This window comes from Phytoactinopolyspora mesophila (assembly GCF_010122465.1).
Taxonomy (GTDB): domain Bacteria; phylum Actinomycetota; class Actinomycetes; order Jiangellales; family Jiangellaceae; genus Phytoactinopolyspora; species Phytoactinopolyspora mesophila.
Genome location: NZ_WLZY01000001.1, coordinates 314,070 through 338,002 on the forward strand (window position 1 = coordinate 314,070; position 23,933 = coordinate 338,002).

Genomic DNA, 23,933 nt, shown 5'->3' on the forward strand with positions numbered 1-23,933 from the left:
ATGCGATGGCGATACCCCTGCGGCAACGAGCCAAACGGCGCACCGCATGGCTACTTTCCCGGTGCTCGGAGCGCAGGGCTGGCCGCTGCTGTTGACCGTGGACCGCACGTGTCACGGATTTCACGACGAGCTCGTCGCGGCCCCCTTCTCCGTCCGCTCGGTCGCGTCTAGATCGCCTTGTTAGCGAGCTGAGTAGTGTGCGCAAAAATTTAGTGCTAAAACTGGTTACATGGCGAACGCGCCTTCGTCGGAAGACGAACAGCTGATCGATCTCGGGGAGACAGCACGACGTTTGGGCGTGCATTACATGACCGCGTACCGCTATGTGCGCACCGGGCGCTTACCGGCTGCGCAGCGTGATGGCCGGTGGCGGGTGGACCCCGCGGAGCTCGGCAAGCTCCGCCCAGGTCCGGCGGAGAGTGGGGCGCGACGTGGGCACGGGCGGCCAAAGGCTCGGCGGGGCGTATTGCGGGCACGGTTGCTTGCCGGTGACGAGCCTGGCGCGTGGCGGATCGTCGAAACACTGCTGGCTTCCGGTGCCGAACCAAGCGCCATTCTGGTCGACGTGCTGGCCGGGGCGTTGCGTGACATAGGTGATGGGTGGGAGCACGGCGAGTTGACGGTCGGCGATGAGCACCGTGCGACGGCCGTCGGCATACGGCTGGTGGGGCGGCTGGGTGCCACCTCGACCTGGCGCGGCCGTCGGCGGGGGACGGTCGTGCTCGCCGGGGCGCCACACGACGCACATGCCCTACCCAGCGCCATCGTCGCAACGGTGCTGAGGAGCAGCGGATATGACGTGGTGGAGTTCGGCGGCGACACCCCAGCCGAAGTGGTCGCCAGCGCCGCGGCGGCAGTGGGTCCAGGGTTGCGCGCCGTCGGCATCAGTGTCGGAGCCCGGCAGCGGTTCGACGACGTCGCCGGTGTGGCCGATCTCGTACGTCAGATGGTCCCGGGGATCCCGGTGCTGGTCGGCGGCCCAGCGGTGAAGTCGGCAGCCGTGGCGTCCGATCTGGGCGCCGACGGATGGGCCGCCGACGCCTTCGGGGTCGTGGACGTCCTCGCAGAGCTTCGGCAGGTCCAGAGATGACCGTAGTTGTCTTGTTCACCCGTGACCTCCGCGTCTACGATCAACCCGTTCTCTCTCGGGCATGCCGCGAGTACCAATCGGTAGTCCCGTTGTTCGTCGTCGATGAGCGGATCCGGCGCTCGGCACCCGCTTCGCCGAATCGAGCCGAGTTCCTCGCGGCAGCGCTCGCCGACCTACGCTCGTCGCTCCGTACGCTCGGCGCTGACCTGGTGATACGTCGCGGTGACGTGATCGCCGAGACGCTGCGAGTCGTCGCCGCGGTCGGTGCGTCGGCCGTTTTCGTCACAGCTGACGTCAGCGGATATGCCCAGGCGCGCGCACGGCTGCTGCTCCGGGAGAGTGCACAGGCCGGAATCAGAGTCGAATTCGGCCCTGGGGTGACCGTGGTCCCGGCCGGCGAACTCACCCCGGCCGGCGGCGACCACTACCGGGTCTTCACCCCCTACTTCCGGGCCTGGCAGCAAACCCGCTGGCGCCACGTCGTACCGGCGCCGCCGAGGGTGCCCTTCCGGCAGGATGTCGAGGCCGGGCCGCTTCCCGCCGCCGACGACATCGTGGCCGGTCAGCGCTCGCCGGTGTTGCCGGAGGGCGGGGAGAGCGCCGGCCTGCGCGCGTTGGAGAAGGCCGTCCGGGTCGCACGCCTCGGCGGCCAGGACCGGGACGACCTCGCGGCGGATCAGACCACGCGCTTGAGCCCTTACCTGCATTTCGGTTGCCTGTCGGCGCTGCACGTTGCCCGGCGGTTCGAGAACGTGGATCCCGACGTCGTTCGCCAACTCGCCTGGCGCGACTTCATGCATCAGGTGACCATGGCGTTCCCCGACATGCCGACGCATGACTATCGTCCACGTGACATCGCCTGGCGCGACGACTCAGATGCGCTGACCGCCTGGCAGGAGGGCCGCACCGGTATGCCCATCGTCGACGCCGGCATGCGGCAACTCCTGGCCGAAGGCTGGATGCACAACCGGGCACGGTTGATCACCGCATCCTTTCTGACCAAGACGCTCAGGGTGGACTGGCGTCACGGAGCCGCGCATTTCGCGCGCTGGCTGGTTGACGGCGACATCGCGAACAACGCCGGTGGCTGGCAATGGATGGCCGGCACCGGCAACGACACCCGACCGAACCGGGTCCTCAACCCGATCCGGCAAGCACGCCGTTTCGACCCCACCGGCGTTTACGTCCGGCGCTACGTCCCCGAGCTGGCGGACGTCGCCGGCGCGGACGTCCACGAGCCGTGGCGGCTCCCCGAACGGAGCCGGGCCCGGCTGGAATACCCACCGCCGCTGATCGAGCCCGCCGGTGCGCCCCGCGGGCATTCGGCTCAGCCACCCTTGTGGAGCGCCGAATGAAACAGACGATGCGTCGCCACCGGGCCGCCCGCTGGCTGTTGCCCGCGCTGGTAGCGCTTGTGTGGATCGCGCTCGGCGGACTACTGGGTCCGTACACCGGCAAGCTCGGCGACGTGCAGACCAACGACAACGCGGCCTTCCTGCCCAGTGACGCGGAGTCCACCCAGGTCTGGCGGCTTCAGCAAGAAATCGCGGGCCAGGACTCCGTCCCGGCGATCATCGTGGTGGAGTACAACGACGCGGAAGCTGACGGCGCGGATCTCGAGACCTTTACCGCCGACGTCCTCAGCCTCCCCGGCGTCGTCGGCATTCCCGGACCCGCGGTCCCGTCGGCCGACGGCGAGGCGGCGCAGATCGTCGTTCAGATCGACGGCGCACGAGACGCCGACGCGGGTGCCGTCGTGGAAGAGATCCGCGCCGCCGCCGGGCAGGTTTCCGGTGACGTGTATGTCACCGGCCCGGCCGGGTTCGCCGCCGATCTCGGCGAGGCATTCGGTGACATCGATGGGCTACTGCTGTGGGTGGCCGTGTCGGCGGTGCTCGTGATCCTGCTCGTCGTCTACCGCAGCCCGTTGCTGCCATTCATCGTTCTCACCTCGGCGTTGCTCGCGCTCTCAGCGGCCGCGGCTGCGGTCTATTGGCTCGCTGACCGTGAGCTCTTGACGCTGAACGGTCAGAGCCAAGGCATCATGTTCATCCTGGTTGTGGGGGCGGCGACCGACTATGCGCTGTTACTGGTATCGCGGTTCCGGGAGGAGCTGCGTGAGCAAGGTTCCCGGTTCGCGGCCATGCGCGCGGCGATACGAGGTGCGCTGCCGGCCATCGTGGCATCCGGGGGCACGGTCATTCTCGGCGTGTTGTGCCTGCTCGTCAGCGAGCTCAACTCGAACCGCGATCTGGGACCGGTTGCCGCGATCGGAATCGCGATGTCTATGGCGGCGTCACTGACCTTCCTGCCGGCGATGCTGCTGCTGTTGGGCCGGGCGGCGTTCTGGCCGTTCCGGCCCCGGCACGGCTCGAGCGCCCCGGAGCGGTCGGGTGCGTGGAGTCGCGTCGCATCGTTGGTCGCCCGCCGTTCTCGCCCGGTCTGGATCGCCACGGCGCTGGGCCTGGCGATGCTGGCGGTCTTCGTGCCCAGGCTCGACGCGGACGGTGTCGCCCAGACTGATCTGTTCCAGACCGATGTCGAGTCGGTCGCGGGCCAGGAGGTACTGGCCAGACACTTTCCCGGAGGTTCGGGAAACCCTGTGACGGTGGCCGGCCCGCAGGATGACATCGAGCGGATGATCGCGGTCATGGAAGCCGATCCAGGGATCACTGACGCCGACGTCCTCGCCGACGGCGCGCCGGGCGGCGACGAGTCGTCCCCGGCAGTCAGCGACGGTCAGGTCATCGTCCTCGGCACTCTCGGCGACGCGCCGGACAGCGACGGGGCGAAAGACACGGTTCAGCGGCTACGCGCCGACCTGGCCGAGACCGTGCCGGAAGCGCTGGTCGGCGGGGAGACAGCTGTCCAGGTGGACACCGATGCGGCATCGGTGCGGGACCGCCAGCTGATCATCCCGCTGGTGCTGGCAGTGGTATTCGTGGTGCTCGCGATCCTGCTGCGGGCGCTGATCGCGCCGGCCGTGTTGTTGCTGGCGAATGTGTTGTCGTTCTTCGCGACGCTGGGGGTAGCGGCGCTGGTGTTCGAGTTCGTCTTCGGGTTCGACGGGATCGATCCCGCGGTGCCGCTCTTCGGCTTCGTGTTCTTGATCGCACTCGGGATCGACTATTCGATCTTCCTGACGACGCGAGTGCGTGAGGAGGCAGGGGCGATCGGCACCCGGCCCGGCATCAGTCGCGGGCTGACGGTGACCGGAGGCGTCATCACCAGTGCCGGGGTGGTGCTGGCGGCCACCTTCTCGGCGCTGGCCGTGGTGCCGATCTCGTTCCTGATCCAGATCGCGTTCATCGTGGCCTTCGGTGTGCTGCTGGACACCTTCGTGGTGCGCTCGCTGCTGGTGCCTGCTCTGGCCTACGACATCGGGTCCCGAGTCTGGTGGCCTGGTCACCGCGTCGAGAAGGAGGAACTGTCACCATGACATTCACCTATCAGAGTGAGGTGCCTGCCTCGATCGACGAGGTGTTCGCCTGGCATGAGCGGCCCGGCGCGATCAGCCGGCTGCTCCCTCCGTGGCAGCCGGTACGGGTGGTGCGTGAAGCCGCCTCCGTGCGTGACGGCGTCGCCGTGATCGGTCTTCCTGGCGGTCTGAGGTGGCGGGCGCAACACGTCGCAGCTGAGTTCGACCGCCCCCACCGGTTCGTCGACGAGCTGGTCACAACCCGACTGCCCATCGCCCCGCCGTGGCGGCACGTGCACGAATTCGAAGACCTCGGCGAAGGCGGCACCAGAGTTGTCGACCGGGTCGACACGCGAGCGCCGCGGTCGATGCTGACCTCCATGTTCCGTTACCGCCACGACCAGCTGGCTGCGGATTTGAAGGCGCACCAGCACTCGCGCCAGTGGGCACCCCGTCCGCTCACGTTCGCCGTCACCGGCTCGTCCGGCCTGGTGGGCTCCGCCTTGTCGGCGTTCTTGAGCACCGGTGGCCATTCCGTGGTGCGCCTGGTCCGGTACCGGCCCCGAAACGAGAGCGAACGGCACTGGAATCCGGGTGCGCCGGACCCGGCCGCGTTCGCCGGCGTCGACGTTGTCATCCATCTGGCCGGCGCGTCGATCGCCGGCCGGTTCACCGAGGCACACAAGCGGGCCATTCGCGAGAGCCGGCTGGAGCCGACCAGGCTGCTTGCCGAAGCCGCGGCCCGGGCACCGCACGGTCCCGGAACCCTGATCACGGCGTCGGCGGTCGGCTACTACGGGCCGGACAACGCCGATACGATCCTGACCGAAAGCACCGACAGCGGCGCAGGATTCCTCGCCGGTGTGGTGCTCGCCTGGGAGGCCGCGACCCGGCCGGCACAGGCGGCGGGGCTGCGCGTCGTCAACGTGCGCACCGGCCTCGTGCTGACTCCGGCCGGAGGTCTGCTGCGGCTACAGCGGCCCCTGTTCGCCGCGGGCCTCGGCGGCCGGCTGGGCACCGGCGAGCAGTGGATGGCCTGGATCGGCATCGACGATCTAGTGGACGTCTATCTGCGTGCGTCCCTCGACGAGACCCTGAGCGGCCCGGTGAATGCCGTGGCGCCCGAACCGGTCACCAACGACGAGTACAGCCGGACGCTGGCACACGTGCTGGGTCGCCCGGCGATTCTGCCGGTGCCGTCGCTGGGACCGCGCGTGCTCCTCGGTGAACACGGCGCGCGGGAGCTGGCCGGAGCCAGCCAGCGCGCGGTTCCGGCCCGGTTGACCGCGGCCGGTCACACGTTTCGGCATGCCACTGTCGAAACGGCCCTGCGCCATCTCCTGGGCCGTGCGGTCCCCGCGTGACTGTGCCAGGAGTTCGCGCGCGACGAGCGCCGTCAGGTAGGCAGCTCGATCAGCATGATCGGGTCGGTGGTCGGCTGTTCGGAGCCGCCCTCCGGCTCGATGGTCACGCCGAGGTGGTCGGCGTCTTCGAGGCCCACAGCGGTGAACGGCCCGAGCTCGCCGTCGTCGGTGTCACCGAGGACACCCGCGGGCCGGGCGCCCTCGCTGTCGATGAACCGGATTGGAGCGAGTCCTTGGCTGTTACCCTTCGTGATACTCAAGTTGCGTCCAACCTCGGCTATCGAGCCACGGCTGCGATGGTGAAGAGGTGAGCGTTGCGAGGACGGCGGCGGCGGTGGCCATCACGGATCCAGGTGGAAGACTCGCTCCGCGTTGCCCTGGAAGAAGGCTTTCTTGTCCTCCAGTTTCCACGGCAGCGAGTCGTAGGTCGCCACCTCCTCGGGAGCCCATTGATAGGGGTAGTCCCACGAGAACATCAGGTGGTCGATCCCTACGACCTCGCGAACGAACTCGATCGCCGGGTGCCAGGCCATCCCGCTGGTGGTGTAGTACACGTTGTGCCGCAGATAGTCGCTCACGGGGCTTCGCAGCGGTTTCAAGGCGTCGTATCGCTGTGACTTCACGGCGGCGCCGTGCATGAAGTCGAGGCGCCACATCCAGATCGGCAGCGCCTCGCCGAGGTGTCCGACCACGATCTTCAGCCTGGGGTAGCGGTCGAAGACACCCGCGGTGATCAGTCGCAGCAGATGCAGGCCGGTCTCGACCGAGAACCCGTAGACCGCGCCGTCGAGGCCGGCCTCGATGAAGGGCTCGGCCATGCGCGGGATCGGTGTGTTGGGATGCAGATAGATCGGAGTGTCGAGCGCCTCTGCTGCCTCGAAGATGGGGGAGTACTTCTCGGCGTCAAGGTATTCGCCCTGGACATGGGAGTTGAGGATCACCCCCTTGAAACCGAGTTCGTCGTGTCCGCGCCGGATCTCTTCCGCGGCGGCGGTGGGGTCCTGAGGTGCGATGGCGGTCAGCGCCTCGAACCGGTGGGGGTGCTGGGCGACGACGTCACGCAGCTCATCGTTGATCTCGATGGTCAACGGCACCGCGACCTCTCCGCGCAGGATCTGGGTGCCGGGGGTGGTGGTGGACAGGATCATCACGTCGACGCCGGCCTCGTCCATGGCGGCGATCCGCTCCTCGTCCGCCTCGACGATTCGCGCCGCGAGCGTAGAGGCGCGCTCGGTTGAGCCGAGGTAGTAGCCCCACAGGCTACGGAACCCAGGGTCGGTGATCGAGCCGGACGCCAACTCGCGCCGATAGATCTCCAGCATCCGCTGGGAGGCCCACGCCTCCTCGGTGGCGATGCGCTTGTAGTCGCTCGAGAATGCGAGCACGGTCATGTGTTCATCTCTCTTTTCGTCGTGCGTTGGGGTTCGGGATTAGAGATCGGACTCGTCCCAGTCGTTCATCATGTCGACCAGTTCGTCCGTGTAGAGGTCGTCGGCATCGACGTCGCCTTGGATCTGCCCGGACTCGACCATGTAGTCGAGGAAGACCTGCCACGTGCCGTCCTCATGGGATCCCCACTGGCTCGCTCCCGGTTCGAGGGAATAGGAGCCCTCCATCCGGCGCTGGAGGATGCTCAAGTCGTTCGCCAGCGCTTCGTCGTCGGAAACTTCCGCTGACTTGGTCGCCGGATCGAATTGCCAAAGCAGCCTCACGCACTCCTCGGGATCCCGTTCGCAGGATGCGACGCCTTTGAACACCGCCCGGCCGATGGCCGCGAAGAGTTCGGGCTCGTCCTCCAGCCGTTCCGGCAGTGCCATGAGACCGCCAGCGTTGAGCGTAGAGACCACGTCCGACTCCAGCACTTCCACCTCGATGCCGGCGTTCAGCATCGTTTGGTACTGCGAGTCGAAGGTCGACAGCGCGTCCACCGTGTCCGATCCCAGCGCCGCGATCGCTTGGGGTCCGGCACCGATCTCGATGAACTGCAGGGACTCGGGGTCGACGCCAGCCTCGGCGGCGATCGCCTTGGCGACGTACACGCCGTTGGAGGCGAGGCTCACCACGCCGACCCGTGCGTCCTCCAGATCCGCCGCTGTCTGCACCGCACCGCCTTCGAAGGTGGCGACGCCGAAGTGCGAGCGGCGGAAGAGCATGGCGTAGTACTCCGCTGTGAACTCTTCGTTCTCGTGTCCGATCACCACGGGTTCCGGCGCCGCGATCGCCACGTCGGCAGCGCCTTGTTGCAGCTGGGTGGCTGAGGTGGCGCCCCCCGGGAAGTTGACCCACTCGACGGTGAGCCCCTCGTCCTCGAAGTACCCCAGCTCGTCCGCCGCCGCCAAGGGCGCATAGCTAGAGGACCATGCGGCTTGGGTGACGGCGAACGTGATAGAGCGGAGATCATCGTCGCCGCCCTCGCCGGGGATGCCGCACGCAACGGTGATCATGGCGATGGCCATGGACGTGGTGGCGCCGGCAATGACGCGTCGCCTGGACGCTCTGTTGGGGTTTCGCACCTTGGCTCCTTCGCTCGGTATGGCGGTCGCCGCGTGGACGACGCGTGGGGTCTGCCGGGCTCGCCGCCAGCATCCGGTCGGCACTAAGACCCCGAGATGGCATCAAGCCCTTTGCCCTGCCAGAAGACGACCTTCGCGCCCACCCAACTGATGAGGGAGGTCAGTGTCATGCCGATGACGGAGAGAATGACGAGGACCGCGAAAGTCGTGGCGACGTTGAGGTTCGTAGAAGAAAGCTGGATCATGTAGCCGAGGCCGGCCTGAGCTCCGACGAACTCCGCGACGATCGCACCGATGATGGAGAACGTCACCGCGATCTTGAGGCCGGCGAAGAAATACGGCAGCGCCGTGGGCATCTGCAACATCCGGAATGTCTGCCACTTCGTGGCTCCCAGACCTCGGAACATCTCCATTCGGTCGCGATCCGCCGACTGAATGCCGGTGATGAGGTTGATCAGAAGCGGGAAGAACGCCAACAGGGCGGTCGTCACCACCTTCGAGGTCATCCCGAACCCGAACCACGTCAGCAGCAACGGCGCGAGGGCGACCTTCGGTACGGCTTGGAGCGCGACGATCAGCGGCATACAGGCGCGCTCGACGAGCTCCCATCGGGTGACCAAGGCAGCGACGAGCGTGGCGAACACAATGGCCAGGCAGAAGCCGAGCAGCACCTCCTGCAGCGTGACCCAGGTGTGCATCACGAGCACACCGCTCGTGATGCCGTTGACCAGGGCGGTGACGACCTCATTCGGCGGGGGGAGGACGTAGCGGGGAACGTCGAGCAGACGGACGCTCGCCGCCCAGCCGGCGAGGAGGATCGCCACGAGTCCGAGGAAGGGACCCGCCCGGCTCACCAGATCCCCAATGGCGGCGATGCCACGGCCGTTGCGCGACGTCTCGTCGGTGCCGGAGACAGTCTGCTCCTGGAGGGCCGGCATCACGCGACCGCCTTGGTGTGTTTGCCCAGGTGCTCGTCGAGGATGGTGCGCACCCCGCTGGCGTACTGTCCGAAGCGTTCCGAGTTCACGTCCTCCAGGGTCCGTGGCCGCGGCAGGTCCACCGGCAGCACCTGAGCTACGCGGCCGGGACGTGGCGTCATCACCACGACGCGGTCGGCGAGCAGGACCGACTCCGCGATGCTGTGCGTGACGAAGGCGATGGTCGTCCGGAACTCCTCGTGGATGCGCAGGAGTTCGACGGTGAGCGCGTCACGCGTCATCGCGTCGAGTGCGCCGAACGGCTCGTCCATCAACAGGATCTCAGGGTCCTGGATAAGTGCCCGAGCGATTCCCACACGTTGTTGCATGCCGCCAGACAGCTGATGCGGATAGCTCTGCGCGAAGCTGTCGAGGCCGAGCACCGTGAGAAGCTCTCTGGCGCGCTCACGGTAGGGCGCCAGCTTGGCCCGGCGCACCCGGATCGGGACCAGCACGTTCTCGATGACATTCTTCCACGGCAACAGCAAGGGCTGCTGGTACACGATGCCGATCCGGTGGCTCGGGCCGGTGTGTCTTTGACCCGCCAGCAGCATCTCGCCTTCGGTCGGCATGTGCAGACCGCCGAGCAGGCGGAGCAGCGTACTTTTTCCACACCCGGAGGGGCCGACGAGGGTGACTACCTCGCCTTCGGCGATATCCAAAGAGATGTCGGTCAGCGCCTGGACCGGTGTGCCCTTCTTCGCCTGGTATGTCTTGCTCACACCGCGTAACGACACGAGGGGACGTGCTGGATCCACAATGATCCTCCCGATACTGTTGCTATAGCAACTGATGGAGAACCCATGTTGCTATAGCAACTAATGAGAGGGCAAGGGTCTTGGGTGAGCTTCCTGAGAAAAGGGCGGAGGGGACCGACGAGCCCGCGCTCATGCGTGAGCCACTGTCCGACGTCATGACAATCGGCACATACGTGCCGAGCGCTGTCGTCGTCATCTCCAACTCGTTCGCGCACGGCGGTTCGACCGTCTACCACAAACGCTTCGGGATTCGCGTCAATGACTGGCGGATCCTCAACGCGCTCGCCATCGCGCCGGGCCGTAACGCCAAGCAGCTGACCGAGGTCCTGCGGCTCGACAAAGCGGTCATCTCACGCTGCGTCGCTGAGCTCACGCGACTCGGCCTTATCGGTAGCGAACCTGAAGGTGTCGCGCGACGGCTCTACCTCACCGAACGCGGCGTCGCTGTTCATCAGGGCGTCTTGCCCCTTTCCCGCCAGCGGGAGCGCATGCTGACGGCGGGCTTCAGCGAGGAGGAACGGGCTCAGCTGCTCTCCTTCTTGCAGCGTATGGTCGCCAACCTTGAGGATCTCAAGGAGGTCGATGCCGCGCTCGCCGCCGGAGCGCAATCCGGCGAGTGAATCGTGGCCGATGTCTGGGCGCGGAAAGGCCGTCATCGCCGGTGCGACATCCAGTTCCAAGCCGCCTACAGGCGTTGGGGTCGGGCATCGGCCGCAAACAGCCAATCCGTCCGTGGGTACACGGTGCGCCAAGGCACGTCCCCACGGACACGCCGGAGTCGCCGTCGACGCTCATGGCGAGGGTGCCGATGCGCGTGGCTGCGCGCTAGTCCCAGCGCTGTTGGGCGAGGAGTAGGGCGAGCCGTTAGAAGAGCCCCGTACGGGATGGGCTCGTTGAGCGGGAATGTCAACGTGCCGTTGCCGGACTTGTAAGGCGCGATTTGTCGTTTAAGTGCCTCGTCCGCCTTCATTGCCCGGATCGGTCCCTTGAGCGCTGCTCGCTGTTCTTTACATCGTGGCCGACCGCACTGTTTTGCCCTGTATCGTCGCTCATGCTGGCGTGAATCTCGTGATCGAGCCGTGGTTGATCCTGGCGGCTGTGTCAGGAGCATCGACCGCGGGCCGCTCGTGACCAAGCTACCGGCGGCGAACTATTGGAGAACGCGATGGGCCTGCGCACTAGGAACTATGCGCTGAAAACCGTGACGGTTGCCACTTGTCTGGCGATGTGGTCGTTTTTGCTGAGTGGCCATCGTTGGGCGACCGTTCCTGGGGCTTGGCCGTGGGAAGAATACCTGCTGGCCGACATCGTGGCAGGTCTGTTTGCCTTGGCGATGCTCGTCGTTGTTAGAGCGGTCGAGGGAAGTCTGATCTGGGCGCTATCTATTTTCGTACCTTTCTGGGGCTTGTTCATCTCCGTGCGGGCATTCTGGCTCATTGGAGATGTGCCGTTCGGGCGCCCCTTGCCGAGACCCTGGACGACGGGAAGAGCCGTCAAATCGAGTAGCGATGAGGACGTTGCCCAGCCAGGCGCGTCAGACGAGATCACATGAGCGCATCGGGCAGCAAAAGCACCAGCTGGAACGACGGCGACGTCTTCCCTGGCTGCACGAGCCTGAGCGTCACTGCGCGGTGCCGAGGTCAACGGGAGGCTGGCGCATGATCGATCCCAGGTGGAAACGACGCGATGATCGCGTAGGCACCCTCGGTGGTTTCGGTCCGGATATCTTGAATGCCGTATGCATCGAGAGAGGCGACGATGGGGTCCACGACCTTCTCCGCTGGGCCGTCGTAGATCATCCAGAGTTGCCCACCAGCGTGCAGGCTTGCGGCGACGTGTGGCAGGGCGACGCCGGGACGGGTCCAGAAGGTGTTGACGCGGATGCTGAATGCCCGGTCGAAGCTACCTGGCGAGACCGGCTGTTTCTCGATGTCACGAGTTGAGATCCGGACTCGTCCGGCGTTGATCGCGGCCTGATTGACGACACGCGCGCGAGCGACCGCCTTCTCCGACCGATCGATTGCGGTGATCCTGGCGCCGGGCGCGCGCATCGTGGCGGCGAGGATCGCTTGTCCGGTCCCGCAGCCGATCTCGAGCAGTTCTTCATCCGGCTGCGGGTTGAGTAAGGCGACCGCGGCGTCGATCCGGCGCGAGATGCTCTGCATGACAGCCGACACTACGGGTCGGGTCGAAGCCCAGCGTCGAATGCCACACCGGCGAGGCCGCCCGCCGGTGGGAAAGGCAACCCTGACGGCTGGTCAACCTCGAAGACGATCCGTACGAACTTGTCAACATGGCTCACGATCCCGCATGCCACGTGCTCCGTGCCAGGTTGACGGTGCAATTGACATGACGCAATATTATGAGAGGTTTGTGCACATTTACGTACGTAAGTCTCCGGTTCTCCTCCTTTGAGTGTTGCCTTTTCGTGAATCTCTGCTTCAGTTGGTTCAAGCATGCTTTGCGCCCGGCTTACGCGCCAGGACGTGACCCATGGGGGAATCTGAAAAAGAAGGGCCCATTTCCATGGCCGATACATCCACTCGTCGATTTCGACGCGCAACGTTTGCAGGATTGGTAGCACTAGGGGTTGCGAGTCTTGTCGCCGTTCCTTTGATCTTCAATGAGAGCGTCGCGAGCGCCGCTGATGCTCCGGTGGGTTTGGGCACCGCCGGCGACTTCTCGGTCCTGGCCGGTTCCACGGTCACCAATACCGGCCCGAGTTTGTTGGAGCAGAATCTCGGAGTGCACCCGGGTAATACTGCGCCGGGCTTCCCGCCCGGAGAGGTCGAAGGGGAGACGCATCTGGCCGACGAGGTAGCGCTGCAGGCGAAGGACGATTTGACGGTCGCCTACAACAACGCGGCCGGTCGGACGCCTTTCACCAATCTGCCGTCGGAGTTGGGCGGCACAACGCTCCTGCCCGGGGTCTACCGGATTTCGGCCGCACAGCTGACCGGGCAGTTGACTCTGGACGCTGAGGGTGACCCGGAGGCGGTGTTCATCTTCCAAGTCGACAGCACGCTGGTCACGGCATCGAACAGCAGTGTGATCCTGGTAAACGGGGCGTCGCCGTGCAACGTGTTCTGGCAGGTGGGCAGTTCGGCGACGATCGGTACCGATACCACCTTCATCGGCACGATCATGGCTATGGCCTCGATCACTATGCAGACCGGAGCGACCTTGGAGGGTCGGGCGCTGGCTCGGACCGGTGCCGTCACCCTCGATACCAACACCATCACCGACGACGGCTGCGAGCACGGCCCGCCAGATGGTGATGAGAACGGGACCGAGGACGGGACTGAGAACGGGACCGAGGACGGAACTGAGGACGGGACCGAGGACGGGACCGAGGACGGGACCGAGGACGGGACCGAGGACGGAACCGAGGACGGAACCGAGGACGGGACCGAGGACGGGACCGAGGACGGGACCGAGGACGGAACCGAGGACGGAACCGAGGACGGGACCGAGGACGGGACCGAGGACGGAACCGAGGACGGGACCGAGGACGGGACTGAAGACGGAACTGAAGACGGAACTGAAGACGGGACCGAGGACGGGACCGAGGACGGGACCGAGGACGGGACCGAGGACGGAACCGAGGACGGAACCGAAGACGGGACCGAGGATGGGACCGAGGACGGAACCGAGGACGGAACCGAAAACGGAACCGAGAACGGAACCGATCTGCCGGACACCGGCAGTGGTGCAATATCGGTCCTGACTGGGGTGGGCGCGCTTCTGGTCACGATGGCCGGAGGGCTACTCCTGTACCTTCAGCGGCTGAGGCGTACATGAAACTCCGCTGAGCCGTTGCCGAGATGGTCCGCGGCGGCACCCCGATCTGATTCGTCGATCGTTACTGAACACGTTGCGGATGGTTAGGGCGTAGTCTCGAAGAATGTTGACACTCGTGATCGTGCTGCTCGCCATCTGGCTGATCCTCTCGATCGTTGGGTTCGCGATCGAAGGCATCTTCTGGCTCGGCATCGTCGGAATAGTCCTGTTCGTGGCTACGGCGCTCATCGGATGGGTCAGGCGCAACGTCAACAAGACGTAGTTGTCGCCCGGCGATCGCCGAGCCCGAGGCCACGCGCTGGTGGTTCGGCAAGTTCCGGCCACCTGTCGGTTCTCAGCGCGAACATACCGACATCGCGGGGGTTATCGCCCCCGCGATGTCGGTAGATCACTCGTCCGTTCGCGACTACGCCGGATCGGTCTCCCAGGGGCCCCATGGGCTCGTCCCCGGTTCCTGGTTGCGTGTCCACCAGCGAGCGGTGTACCGCACGTCGTCATGGAGGACGACGTCACCGGTGTCAAACACCCGCGAAGGTGTCCACAGCGCCGTCCCATCCGGTGCCGCGGCGACCTCCTGCCACGGCCCGTGCGGATCGCCCGGCTCCTGCCCGCGCGTCCACCACGACGCCTTGAAGTCCGCACCCTGGTGGTTGACCATGTCACCGGCCACGTATACCTGCGCCGGATCCCATGCCGGCCACTCCGGTTCCAGGTCGCCGGTCCGCTCCAGTACCACGTCGTCGAACGTGCCCCAGGCGCCGCCGGACAGCGTGAACGTGGCCGCTACCGTAGCCGTGCCGTCATCCTCGACGACGATGTCCTCGACCGTTGTTGTCCGCCACGTCCTCCAGCCGTCCAGCAGCAGATCCGCGTCGTACGTCCCGGCGGATGTCGTCGCGGTGAGCCGCCGCTCGTCGGTCTGCGGGCTGTCCCCACCCTGGGTGGTGGCTGAGAGCCGGTATGTGCCGGCCGTCAAACCCTCGATCTGCTGACTCACGGTGAACTCGTACGGTTCGGGCGCCCAGAACTGCACCGCGCGTGTGCCGTCAGCCGCGTCGTTCGTCGTCGTGATCGCCGCGCCCGCCCCGCTGATCGTCCACATGCTCGTGTCCGAGTCCTCGAAACTCCCGTTGACCACGTAATTGACCGGCTGGACCACAACCTCCGCGGTGACCTCGATATCGGACTCGGTCAGCCCGCGCACCTCGTACGTTCCCGGTCCGTCGATCGCGGCGACGTCGTCGTCGTTCCATGTCACGGCGTGCTGATCCACCGAGCCGTCGTTGTAGGTCACCCGCACCGTCGATGGCAGAGCGATCTCGTCGCCGTGGACGACAACCAGCTCGGGTGACTCGACACGCACAACTTCCAGCGGCGCGACGGCCCCGGTGTACACGTACCGGAAGACCTGCAGAGACTCCAGGGGATGCCCCTCGAAGTCGAACAGCGCCTGGTTCTCCCAGGCTGAACCACCGTAGTACTCGCCCGCGTCGTCCGGGTCGTACTCGGCCGCGTAGCTGGTCGCCCAGCCGGAGCCGTACGTCTCCCAGAGCACCCAGTTCTGCTCGATCTGCTCGGGCGGCCCCACCGGCAGCCACGCTGGCTCCCAGTAGTAGACGCCGAGTCCGGCGTCTCCGAGATCGTTCACGGCGGCGATGACGTCGCGCAGCGCGTCGGCCTGGCCCTGGGGGCTCACCGAATACCGGTCATGTCCGGGATCGGAGCCGATGATGTTCCCGGTGCCGTCACCGTCCTCGAGGGTGTAGGCCCACGAGGTCTCCGTGACGATGATCTTCTTGTCGTACGTCTCCGCGACGTGTGAGAGCACGTCGGTGAGGTTTTCCAGCGTGCCGTGCCAGAACGCGTAGTACGAGCTGGCGAAGACGTCGTAGTCGACGCCGTGCTGATCGAGTTGCGCGGCGTACTCGGCGAAGGTGCCTGCGCGCTCGGGGTTGGTGAAGTGCAGTGCGACGAGCGCGTCCGGGAACACCTCTCGCACCGCGGCGCTTCCGGCCGAGAACATCCGGGCCCGGTCCGGCCAGGCGCTCACCCCGGAGACGGCGTGGTTCGTCTCGTTGCCCACCTGGACCATGCGCACGTCCACACCGGCGTCCCGGAAGTCCTCGAGCGCATCCCGGGTGAACTCGCCCAGTGCGTCGACCTTGTCGTCAACGGTCATGCCCTCCCAGGCCTTGGGCGGGAACTGCTTGCCGGGGTCTGCCCAGAAGTCGGAGTAGTGGAAGTTGACCAGGACGCTCATACCGTGGGCGGTGGCTCGCTGCCCGATCTCGACCGCCCGGGAGACGTCGACATTGCCACCTCCGTACCCGCGGCCCTCCGAATCCCACGGATCGTTCCACACCCGGATCCGGATGTCGGTGATTCCCGCGTCGGCGAGCACAGCGAACAGATCCGCCTCGTTGCCGGCGGTGTCGTAAAAGGTCACCCCGCTCTCCTCGAGTGAGAGCACCATCGAGATGTCGGCGCCGTGGATGAAATCCTCGGGCAGATCCTCCACCTTCTCGACGAAGATCCCCGCCTCGACCGGTCCGTCATCGTCTGTGGCGGCTGCCGTTGGAGTGCCGAGAAGCAGTGCTCCGACCGTGGCCAGGCCGATCAGGCCACGAGCGCCAGATCGTTGATGCGATGCCATAAAAGTGCCTCATTTCCTCGTGATCGAGTTCGACTGAGACGCGATCCGGTGTTCGTCGTCCTCCTTCCCAGTCACGGGCTAACCCTTGACCGACCCTGCGGTCAGTCCACCGACGATGTACTTCTGCAGGAACAGGAACAGCGCGAGGATCGGCAGGCTGGCGATCACCGCGCCGGCGGCGAACAACCCCCAATTCGCATTGAGCTGGTCGGAGACCCATGCGTACATGCCGACCGCGAGAGTCCAGTTGCGTTCGGAGGTGAGGATGATGCGGGCCAGGATGAAGTCGCCGAAGGGGCCGACGAACGACAGCAGCGCGACAACGGCCAGGATGGGCGTAACGAGACGCACGATGATCGTCCAGTAGGTCTGGGCATGGGTGGCGCCGTCGATCTTGGCCGCTTCGTCGATCTCCCGCGGGATCGTGTTGAAGAACCCGTACATGAGGAACGTGTTGGTGCCGAGCGCGCCACCGAGGTACACGCAGATCAGCGCGAGCTTCGAGTTCAGGCCGAGGACGGGCACGACGTTCCCGAGCGCCAGCAGCAGCAGGAAGATCGAGATGAACGCCAGCATCTGCGGGAACATCTGGATGATGAGCAACGCGGTCAGTCCACCGCGGCGGCCGGTGAACCGGAACCGGGAGAACGCGTAGGCGGCGGCCGCCCCCATGAGTACCGAGCCGACCGCCGTCGACCCCGCGATGATGAGCGTGTTGGCCATCCACCTCCAGAACTGGGTTTCGCCCAGGGCGGTGACGTTCGCCGTCGAGACCGAGCGGAACAGCTCCGTTGACCCGGTCAGCGTCCCGGACGACGCGACGGCCGCTGAGAGCACGTAGGCCAGCGGAAACGCCGCGTAGAACACGAGCAGTATCGCGACCGGGTATTTCCATGCCACGTCCACCAGCCAGCGTCGCCTCCGGCCGGGTGCGGGCCGGGCAGCAACTCGAGCGGGTGCTGCCTGTGTCGTCGTGGCCATCACAGGATCTCCTCGAGTTTGCGGGTACGCCGGAACGCGAAGGCGGAGATCACACCGACGACGAGGAACACGATGATCGACAGCGCGCTGGCCAGACCGTAGTCGGCGCGGCCACCGGCGACGCCGGAGATCTGGTAGATCATCGTGATGAGGATGTCGGTGTGCCCGAGTACGGCGGACGTGTCGGTGAAACGGGGCCTGCCTTCGGTGAGCATGTAGATGATCGTGAAGTTGTTGAAGTTGAACGCGAACGCCGCGATGATCAGCGGCGCCGTCGAGATGAGCAGCAGCGGCGGCGTGATCGTGGTCCAGGTCCGCCATCGACTGGCGCCGTCGATTCGGGCCGCCTCGAGCACGTCATTCGGCAGTGACTGCAAAGCACCGGTACAGACAAGGAACCAATAGGGGAAACTCAGCCACAGGTTCACGAGGATGATCGCGAGCTTGGCAAGCCACGGATCGCTCAACCACTCGATCCGCGCGCCGAAGAAGAACAGGTTATTGATGATCCCGTAGTCGGGATTGGCATTGAGCATCCCGCGCCACAACAGCGCGGACAGAAACGCGGGGAAGGCATACGGCAGGATGAACAACATCCGCATCACCTTGCGCCCGCGGATACGGGCGTCGTTGAACACCACCGCCATCCACAGGCCCATGAGGAAACTCGTCGCGACGGTCAGGATGGCGAACGCGAAGGTCCACGCGGTGATACGCCAGAACGGCCCGGCGTAGTTGGTGTCGGTGAACCCGCGCACGAAGTTGTCGAACCCGACGTAGACCTGCCAGCCGACGGGAAGCGCCGATCCGTCGTCAGCGACGAACCTCCCGTCGTCGCGCGCTACGTAGACGACGCCCGTCTCGGTGTCGGTGAGCGTATCGGCCTGGGGATCCCAGTCGAGCGTGGATTGATAGACGGTGCCGCGAGTGCCTTCGCGGGTGCGGATCGAGCCGTCATCGCTGTCGTCGGACACCGGCACCCGCAGGTCGAGGACCTGTTGCTGCAGGCTTTGGTCGCCCAGCAGCGTGGCCCGGTCGACCACGTCCCAGCCTGGGACGGCGGTGACGCTGTCACCATCGACGGTTGCCTGCGGCTCGGCGGCCAGGGCGGTCTCGGCGTCTCCGACCAGCACCTGGCCGTCGGCGAGAAGCGCGAATCCGATCTCGCCGTCGCGTTGCAGGACCGTCAGTGGATATGTCTCGGCGCCTTCGACCGCGCGTTCGTTCTGGATGAGCAGGGCGTCGACGGCCTGCTCCTGGGTGCTGTTGTGGCCCGTTCCGTAGTTCGTCATGGCCACGTTGAAGGTGTAGGCCATGGTGAACAGCTGGAAGATCAGGAGGAACGCCAGACCCGGGAAAAGGTACTTGGACGGCAGCGAACGTTTGCTGAAGTACACCCAGTTGGCTGCCACGGTGAGGGCAAGTGTGCCGGCGAGAATGCCCCACGAGCCTTCGACGTAGGCGGACCACACGATCGCCAGTCCGACCGCGTTGATGGCCGCCATGATCACGAGCTTGACGACAAACCCCCAGCCGGTGCCGTGCCAGGCACGCGCGTGTGATTCGCCGGGCCGGCGCCGCGCCGGCCCAGGCGTGCCGGCACTGGACGGCGAGGACGCGAGGGGCTCGTCGGTGGGCATCGTTGCCTCCTGTCGCGGGTTGACACGGGTGGAACGGCGGGGGAGCCAGCGGGGCAGCAGCCGGCGCCCCCACCTGAAAAGGGTCAGCCGCCGAGGGTGGCCTCGATATCGGCCAGCATCTTCTCCCAGGCCGCCTCCGGCTCGGCCGAACCGGAGATGATCGCCGACTGCGCGGCGTTCCAGTGCTCCCAGACGTCGGCCATCTCTGGGATGGACGGCATCGGGGCGCCGTTCTGGGCCGCCGCGAGGAAACCGGCGACGACTGGGTCGTCGGCCACGTCCTGGGCCACGGCGCTCATCGCCGGGATGCGGGGGTCGGCGTCGTGCAGCGCACGCATGGCCTCCGGCGTCGCGACGTAGTTGGTGAGGAAGTCGGCCGCCAATAGCGCGTTGTCGCTCTGCGCCGACACGAAGAAGCCCTGCACACCCACAAACGGGGCTGCGGTCTCTCCGCCAGCGGATGGAATCGGGTCGACCGTCACCTCGATGCCCGCGTCCACAAACGTTGCGATCGCCCACGGGCCTGCCACGGTGTACGGCGCGTTGCCGTCGGCGAACTCCTGGTCCGCGATGTCGATCGTCCAGTCGGTGCTGAACAGCCCGGTCCCGCTCATGCCGTTCTCGCCGAGCCACTCGGCGAACTCGAAACCGGCGTCCCCGCCCATGCCGATGTCGTTCGTGTAGGACCCGTCCGGGTTCTGGACGAAGACCGGAGCGCCGAAGGACGTCTGGAAGGCGTAGTAGGTGTAGGCGTCCCCGGTGGTGCCGTTCGTGTTGATCACGAACGGCAGGGAGGTCCCGATCGCCTGTCCCTCGTCGATCATCTCGTCGAACGTCTCGGGGGTCGGGTCCGGCGCCAGCTCGACGTTGCGTACCAACCCGACGCTCTCGAGGGCGTACGGCAGGCCGTACAACTGACCGTCGTAGGTGAGCGCCTCAATCGCGACGTCTTCGAACTCATCGGCCGTGGCACCGAGATCGACGGAGTCCACGACGCCGTTGATGATCAGCGAGCCGAGCCAGTCGTGCGCGCCGACCGTGATGTCCGGGCCCTCACCTGTCGGCACTTGTGCGAGGAAGTCCGCCCGGATGTCCTCGAAGTTCTTCTGGACGAGCTCGACGGTCACGCCGGTCTCGTCGGTGAACGCCTCGGCTGCCGTGGCGACCGCGGGCTCGCGGTTCTCGTCGACCCAGATGGTCAGTGAACCGGATGCAGCCGGAGCGTTGTCGGTCTCGTCGTCCGGCTCGTCATCGCCGGATTCCGCGGCGGCATCCTCGGTGGGTGCGGCCGCGGCGCCGTCCGCATCGTCTCCACCGCCGCACGCGGCCAAGAGGACAACGGCCGCGACGGGCGCGAGCCACATCGTTGTGTTCCGCATGGCATTACCTTTCTGATCGTGTGCCGCGGCGCGCGCGTCTGGAATTGCGGTGCTGCGACCCGGTGGGTGCTGATGAACGTGAGGTGATGGACGGTTGGTGGGGTTACTCGGCGTGCTCAGGCGCGGTGATCACCTCGGACCCGTCGTTCCGCGGAGGTGCGCACCACGGCCACACCGCCCGCAGGGAGGCCGAGGCGCCCGGTGACTCGCTCTCCGCTGAGTAGCTCCACTCCATCGGCGAGCTGAACCTTGACGTCGTGTTCGCCATGGTTGATCGCCACGTGGTAATCCGCCTCAGGGCCGTTCCGGACCACGACCTCGACGTCGTCCGGCAGGTCGGGCCGGCGCACCCCGGCGTCCTGATACACCGCTCGCAGGACTGGTGCGAGGGCGTCGATATCCAGACGTGTCGACACGTACCAGGCGGTGCCGCCGCCGAATGCGTGCCGCGTGATCGCGGGGCTACCGGCGGCGGGACCGTCCAGGTGGCTCGCCACCACCTCGGCGCCTTCGAGCGCGAGGTCCTCCTGCGACGTATCGGCGGCGACCTCACCCGCGTCGCCGAGAACGCCGTCCGCCCAGGCGACGCGGGTCTCGGTCCCGGAACGCAGCGGCAGGAACTCATGAACGAGCAGGCCGAGCACGTCGCGCAGCGGAGCTCCGAAACCCCCGGGATGGACGGCGTCGTGTTCGTCGACGACGGCGGAGAAGAACGAGACCAACAGGGTGCCGCCGCCGGCGACATAACGGCGTAGGTTCTCCGCCGACTCCGACGTGAGCAAATACGACGCGGGGGCCACCACGAGGCGATATCGCGACAGGTCCGCCGACGGGTGGGCGAAGTCGGTGGTCACCCCGTCGCGCCATAGCCGCTCGTAATAGGCGCGAACCCGTTCGCGGTGTCGTACGTCGACAGACGGGCGCCACTCGAGGTCCTGGGCCCAGAACGACTCGGTGTCCCACAATAGGGCCACCTCGGCAGCCACGGTGGAGCCCTGGAGCTCGGCAAGGTTCGATACATCCCGGCCGAGTTCGCGGACCTCTCGCCAGATCCGTGAACCGGTGCCGGCATGGGGGAGCATCGCCGAGTGGAACTTCTCCGCGCCGCGGCGTGAGGCACGCCACTGGAAGAACGCGATCACATCGGCGCCCCGGGCCAGGTGGCCGAGGGAGTTGCGGGCCATTTCGCCCGGGCGCTTGGCGACATTGCGGGGTTGCCAGTTCACCGCCGACGTGGAGTGTTCCATCAGGATCCACGGCCGTCCGCCGGCCACCGAGCGGGTGAGGTCAGCGGCGAGCGACAGCCCGACGTGCCCACGTTCGTCGGCGGCCGTGAGGTAGTGGTCGTTCGAGACGATGTCGACCTCGTGCGCCCACGCCCACAGGTCGGTGGTGGGGCACTCGTTGGCCATGAAGTTCGTCGTGATGGGCTGTTGCGCGTGTTCGCGAATGGCGTCTCGCTCGGCGATGTAGCACGCCCGTAGCTGGTGGTCGGTGAACCGGGCGAAGTCGAGGCTCTGTGCGGGATTGGCCACGGACGGCGTCGCCGCCGGAGCGCCGACGTGTTCCCAATCGCCGTAGGACTGGCCCCAGAAGGCCGTGCCCCAGGCGTCGTTGAGTGCGTCGAGGGTGCGGTACCGGTCCCGGAGCCACTCGCGAAACGCGCCGACCGCCGCCTCGGAGTAGTCCTGCCCGACCGGAGCGCCGTACTCGTTGTGCACATGCCACATCACCACGGCCGGATGGTCGGCATACCTGCTGGCGAGCGCCGAGGCCACTCGCACAGCGGCGGCCCGGTAGGCGGATGAGCTGGGGGAGGCCATGCCGCGGGAACCGAACCCGAGGATGGTGCCGTCGCGGGTGACGACGCGAGCGTCCGGATAGGCGGCGAAGAACCAGGCTGGGGGAGAAGCGGTGGGGGTCGCGAGGTCAACGGCGATGCCGTGGCCGTGCAGCAGGTCGAGGAGGTCGTCGAGCCACGCGAAGTTGTACTCGCCCTCGCGTGGCTCCAGCAGGGCCCAGGAGAAGATCCCGACGCTGACGAAGTTCACCCCGGCCTCGCGCATGAGAGCGACGTCCTCGTCCCATGTCTCGCGTGGCCATTGTTCAGGGTTGTAGTCCCCGCCGTAGCCGATCCGTCGACCGGTCGGCCAAGCGCTTCTATCCGCCATGACACTCCATTGGATCTCTTCGACTGTGCACGGTCCCAGTCCTGAATTTCGCAAAGTCTAGGCATTTAGTCGGCCGGGTCCACAAGAGATCGAGACACGCCGTTATTCGACTGTGACCGTGCACAGTATGGAGGCGTGAGTACAGTCAGTCCTGTGACATCCGAGACGGAACGCCGTCGTCCGACCATCCGAGACGTCGCCGCGGCCGCGGGCGTCTCTCGTGGGACGGTCTCCCGCGTCATCAACGGCGGGCATTGGGTGTCTCCCGACGCGCGGCGGGCGGTGGATCAAGCGATACTCGCGACTGGCTACCGCGTCAATCACCATGCCCGCAGCCTGGTCACCGGGCGCGCGAACTCACTTGCCTTCCTGCTCACCGAGCCGCAGCAGAGGCTGTTCGCCGATCCGACGTTCGCGACCCTGCTGCGGGGCGCGGCCGCGGCGCTCGATGCGCGCTCGATGACCCTCGTTCTGCTCGTCGCGGGCAACGAGGCCGAGCGCGCGAACGTCATCAAGTACGTCACCGCAGGTCACGTCGATGGTGTGCTGCTGATCTCCACGCACGAGAACGAACCGCTCATCGCCTCACTGCTGGCCGAAGACATACCGGCCGTCGCGTGCGGAATACCACTCGGATACTCGGACCGGGTGGCTTCGGTCTCGGTCGACGAGGCCGGCGGAGCCCGGGCGATGGTCCGGCACCTGCGCTCGTCCGGGCGAGGACGCATCGCGACCATCGCGGGCCCGCTGGACACCCCGGGTGGGAGGTACCGGCTCGCGGGCTACCGGGAAGAGCTGGGCGAGCGTTTCGACGAACGCCTCGTCGCCCACGGCGACTACAGCGCGGAGTCGGGCGCCGTCGCCATGGCCGAGCTTCTGGACCGTGAACCCGACATCGACGCGGTGTTCGCCGCCTCCGACCTCATGGCCTCCGGTGCGCTCACCACCCTGCGCAAACGCGGCCGACGGGTACCTGATGACGTAGCCGTCGCCGGATTCGACGACTCCGGCCTGGCCGCGACACTCGACCCTCCACTGACAACGATGCACCAGCCGTTCGACCGCATCAGCGCCGAGATGGTGGCTGTGCTGCTGGACATCATCGACGGCGCGCCGCGCAGGTCGGTGACGCTACCGGCCGAGCTGGTGGTGCGCACGAGCACCTGAGGTCAGCCGTGCCGTTCCACT

Annotated in this window: 20 protein-coding genes; 9 read left to right on the forward strand and 11 right to left on the reverse strand. The window is 66.5% G+C overall.

Features of this window, described 5'->3' with window-relative positions:
* The first annotated feature begins 229 nt into the window (after positions 1–229).
* Genes F7O44_RS01415 through F7O44_RS01430 form a run of 4 tightly spaced genes read left to right on the forward strand, consistent with a single transcriptional unit; the run spans position 230 to position 5,872 of the window.
* Entirely contained in the window at positions 230–1,090 is an 861-nt protein-coding gene (locus tag F7O44_RS01415) for a cobalamin-dependent protein (protein WP_162448406.1), read from the forward strand.
* Complete coding sequence (locus tag F7O44_RS01420; RefSeq protein WP_162448407.1) at positions 1,087–2,445, forward strand: cryptochrome/photolyase family protein; 1,359 nt, start codon at positions 1,087–1,089, stop codon at positions 2,443–2,445. The genes F7O44_RS01415 and F7O44_RS01420 overlap by 4 nt, the downstream gene beginning before the upstream one ends.
* A complete protein-coding gene (locus F7O44_RS01425) occupies positions 2,442–4,529 on the forward strand; it encodes an MMPL family transporter (RefSeq protein ID WP_222850942.1) in 2,088 nt (695 codons plus the stop codon). The genes F7O44_RS01420 and F7O44_RS01425 overlap by 4 nt, the downstream gene beginning before the upstream one ends.
* The gene (locus F7O44_RS01430; RefSeq protein ID WP_162448408.1) at positions 4,526–5,872 is read left to right on the forward strand and encodes a TIGR01777 family oxidoreductase; all 1,347 of its coding nucleotides are present in this window, start codon (positions 4,526–4,528) and stop codon (positions 5,870–5,872) included. Before F7O44_RS01425 ends, F7O44_RS01430 begins: the two co-directional genes overlap by 4 nt.
* 32 nt (positions 5,873–5,904) lie before the next feature.
* On the opposite strand, the gene F7O44_RS01435 is transcribed toward F7O44_RS01430, so the two are convergent.
* The 5 genes from F7O44_RS01435 to F7O44_RS01455 all read right to left on the reverse strand — a co-directional run bounded on the left by F7O44_RS01435 (position 5,905) and on the right by F7O44_RS01455 (position 10,084).
* Positions 5,905–6,132 (reverse strand): anti-sigma factor, encoded by a 228-nt coding sequence (locus F7O44_RS01435; RefSeq protein ID WP_162448409.1) that lies wholly within the window; start codon positions 6,130–6,132, stop codon positions 5,905–5,907.
* An 81-nt stretch (positions 6,133–6,213) separates the two neighbouring features.
* The gene (locus F7O44_RS01440; RefSeq protein ID WP_162448410.1) at positions 6,214–7,263 is read right to left on the reverse strand and encodes an amidohydrolase family protein; all 1,050 of its coding nucleotides are present in this window, start codon (positions 7,261–7,263) and stop codon (positions 6,214–6,216) included.
* A gap of 39 nt (positions 7,264–7,302) precedes the next feature.
* Positions 7,303–8,385 (reverse strand): ABC transporter substrate-binding protein, encoded by a 1,083-nt coding sequence (locus F7O44_RS01445; RefSeq protein ID WP_162448411.1) that lies wholly within the window; start codon positions 8,383–8,385, stop codon positions 7,303–7,305.
* Positions 8,386–8,468: 83 nt separating this feature from the next.
* Positions 8,469–9,323 carry an ABC transporter permease gene (locus F7O44_RS01450; RefSeq protein ID WP_162448412.1) on the reverse strand — a complete coding sequence of 285 codons (855 nt, stop codon included), beginning with the start codon at positions 9,321–9,323 and terminating at the stop codon, positions 8,469–8,471.
* Positions 9,323–10,084 carry an ABC transporter ATP-binding protein gene (locus F7O44_RS01455; protein ID WP_222850943.1) on the reverse strand — a complete coding sequence of 254 codons (762 nt, stop codon included), beginning with the start codon at positions 10,082–10,084 and terminating at the stop codon, positions 9,323–9,325. The genes F7O44_RS01450 and F7O44_RS01455 overlap by 1 nt, the downstream gene beginning before the upstream one ends.
* Before the next feature lie 167 nt (positions 10,085–10,251).
* On the opposite strand from F7O44_RS01455, the gene F7O44_RS01460 reads away from it, so the two are divergent.
* Together F7O44_RS01460 and F7O44_RS01465 are read left to right on the forward strand one after the other, a co-directional pair.
* The gene (locus tag F7O44_RS01460) at positions 10,252–10,740 is read left to right on the forward strand and encodes a MarR family winged helix-turn-helix transcriptional regulator (protein WP_222850944.1); all 489 of its coding nucleotides are present in this window, start codon (positions 10,252–10,254) and stop codon (positions 10,738–10,740) included.
* Positions 10,741–11,285: 545 nt separating this feature from the next.
* The gene (locus F7O44_RS01465) at positions 11,286–11,672 is read left to right on the forward strand and encodes a hypothetical protein (RefSeq protein WP_162448415.1); all 387 of its coding nucleotides are present in this window, start codon (positions 11,286–11,288) and stop codon (positions 11,670–11,672) included.
* A gap of 88 nt (positions 11,673–11,760) precedes the next feature.
* Here F7O44_RS01465 and F7O44_RS01470 read toward each other — a convergent pair whose 3' ends face one another.
* Positions 11,761–12,285 (reverse strand): class I SAM-dependent methyltransferase, encoded by a 525-nt coding sequence (locus F7O44_RS01470; RefSeq protein ID WP_162448416.1) that lies wholly within the window; start codon positions 12,283–12,285, stop codon positions 11,761–11,763.
* A gap of 409 nt (positions 12,286–12,694) precedes the next feature.
* On the opposite strand from F7O44_RS01470, the gene F7O44_RS01475 reads away from it, so the two are divergent.
* Both F7O44_RS01475 and F7O44_RS29295 read left to right on the forward strand, forming a co-directional pair.
* Positions 12,695–13,921 (forward strand): ice-binding family protein, encoded by a 1,227-nt coding sequence (locus F7O44_RS01475; protein WP_222850945.1) that lies wholly within the window; start codon positions 12,695–12,697, stop codon positions 13,919–13,921.
* Between the two features lie 103 nt (positions 13,922–14,024).
* Complete coding sequence (locus tag F7O44_RS29295; RefSeq protein ID WP_174255865.1) at positions 14,025–14,183, forward strand: hypothetical protein; 159 nt, start codon at positions 14,025–14,027, stop codon at positions 14,181–14,183.
* Between the two features lie 144 nt (positions 14,184–14,327).
* Here F7O44_RS29295 and F7O44_RS30875 read toward each other — a convergent pair whose 3' ends face one another.
* The 5 genes from F7O44_RS30875 to F7O44_RS01500 form a co-directional block, all read right to left on the reverse strand.
* Positions 14,328–16,574, reverse strand: a complete 2,247-nt coding sequence (locus F7O44_RS30875) for a glycosyl hydrolase 53 family protein (RefSeq protein ID WP_162448418.1) — start codon at positions 16,572–16,574, stop codon at positions 14,328–14,330.
* Between the two features lie 78 nt (positions 16,575–16,652).
* Positions 16,653–17,555, reverse strand: coding sequence for a sugar ABC transporter permease (locus F7O44_RS01485; RefSeq protein ID WP_162448419.1), 903 nt, complete (start codon positions 17,553–17,555; stop codon positions 16,653–16,655).
* Positions 17,555–19,195, reverse strand: coding sequence for an ABC transporter permease subunit (locus F7O44_RS01490; protein WP_162448420.1), 1,641 nt, complete (start codon positions 19,193–19,195; stop codon positions 17,555–17,557). The genes F7O44_RS01485 and F7O44_RS01490 overlap by 1 nt, the downstream gene beginning before the upstream one ends.
* A gap of 83 nt (positions 19,196–19,278) precedes the next feature.
* The gene (locus tag F7O44_RS01495; protein ID WP_162448421.1) at positions 19,279–20,574 is read right to left on the reverse strand and encodes a sugar ABC transporter substrate-binding protein; all 1,296 of its coding nucleotides are present in this window, start codon (positions 20,572–20,574) and stop codon (positions 19,279–19,281) included.
* A gap of 116 nt (positions 20,575–20,690) precedes the next feature.
* Positions 20,691–22,745, reverse strand: coding sequence for a beta-galactosidase (locus F7O44_RS01500; RefSeq protein ID WP_162448422.1), 2,055 nt, complete (start codon positions 22,743–22,745; stop codon positions 20,691–20,693).
* A 153-nt stretch (positions 22,746–22,898) separates the two neighbouring features.
* On the opposite strand from F7O44_RS01500, the gene F7O44_RS01505 reads away from it, so the two are divergent.
* Entirely contained in the window at positions 22,899–23,912 is a 1,014-nt protein-coding gene (locus F7O44_RS01505) for a substrate-binding domain-containing protein (protein WP_162448423.1), read from the forward strand.
* Positions 23,913–23,933: the final 21 nt, after the last annotated feature.

What these genes read in the sequence shown, in the direction of transcription:
- F7O44_RS01415 (WP_162448406.1), top strand. Translation starts at nt 230, where the DNA reads ATGGCGAACGCGCCTTCGTCGGAAGACGAACAGCTGATCGATCTCGGG.
- F7O44_RS01420 (WP_162448407.1), top strand. Translation starts at nt 1,087, where the DNA reads ATGACCGTAGTTGTCTTGTTCACCCGTGACCTCCGCGTCTACGATCAA.
- F7O44_RS01425 (WP_222850942.1), top strand. Translation starts at nt 2,442, where the DNA reads ATGAAACAGACGATGCGTCGCCACCGGGCCGCCCGCTGGCTGTTGCCC.
- F7O44_RS01430 (WP_162448408.1), top strand. Translation starts at nt 4,526, where the DNA reads ATGACATTCACCTATCAGAGTGAGGTGCCTGCCTCGATCGACGAGGTG.
- F7O44_RS01440 (WP_162448410.1), bottom strand. Translation starts at nt 7,263, where the DNA reads ATGACCGTGCTCGCATTCTCGAGCGACTACAAGCGCATCGCCACCGAG.
- F7O44_RS01450 (WP_162448412.1), bottom strand. Translation starts at nt 9,323, where the DNA reads ATGCCGGCCCTCCAGGAGCAGACTGTCTCCGGCACCGACGAGACGTCG.
- F7O44_RS01460 (WP_222850944.1), top strand. Translation starts at nt 10,252, where the DNA reads ATGCGTGAGCCACTGTCCGACGTCATGACAATCGGCACATACGTGCCG.
- F7O44_RS01465 (WP_162448415.1), top strand. Translation starts at nt 11,286, where the DNA reads ATGGGCCTGCGCACTAGGAACTATGCGCTGAAAACCGTGACGGTTGCC.
- F7O44_RS01470 (WP_162448416.1), bottom strand. Translation starts at nt 12,285, where the DNA reads ATGCAGAGCATCTCGCGCCGGATCGACGCCGCGGTCGCCTTACTCAAC.
- F7O44_RS29295 (WP_174255865.1), top strand. Translation starts at nt 14,025, where the DNA reads ATGTTGACACTCGTGATCGTGCTGCTCGCCATCTGGCTGATCCTCTCG.
- F7O44_RS30875 (WP_162448418.1), bottom strand. Translation starts at nt 16,574, where the DNA reads ATGGCATCGCATCAACGATCTGGCGCTCGTGGCCTGATCGGCCTGGCC.
- F7O44_RS01485 (WP_162448419.1), bottom strand. Translation starts at nt 17,555, where the DNA reads ATGGCCACGACGACACAGGCAGCACCCGCTCGAGTTGCTGCCCGGCCC.
- F7O44_RS01490 (WP_162448420.1), bottom strand. Translation starts at nt 19,195, where the DNA reads ATGCCCACCGACGAGCCCCTCGCGTCCTCGCCGTCCAGTGCCGGCACG.
- F7O44_RS01495 (WP_162448421.1), bottom strand. Translation starts at nt 20,574, where the DNA reads ATGCGGAACACAACGATGTGGCTCGCGCCCGTCGCGGCCGTTGTCCTC.
- F7O44_RS01500 (WP_162448422.1), bottom strand. Translation starts at nt 22,745, where the DNA reads ATGGCGGATAGAAGCGCTTGGCCGACCGGTCGACGGATCGGCTACGGC.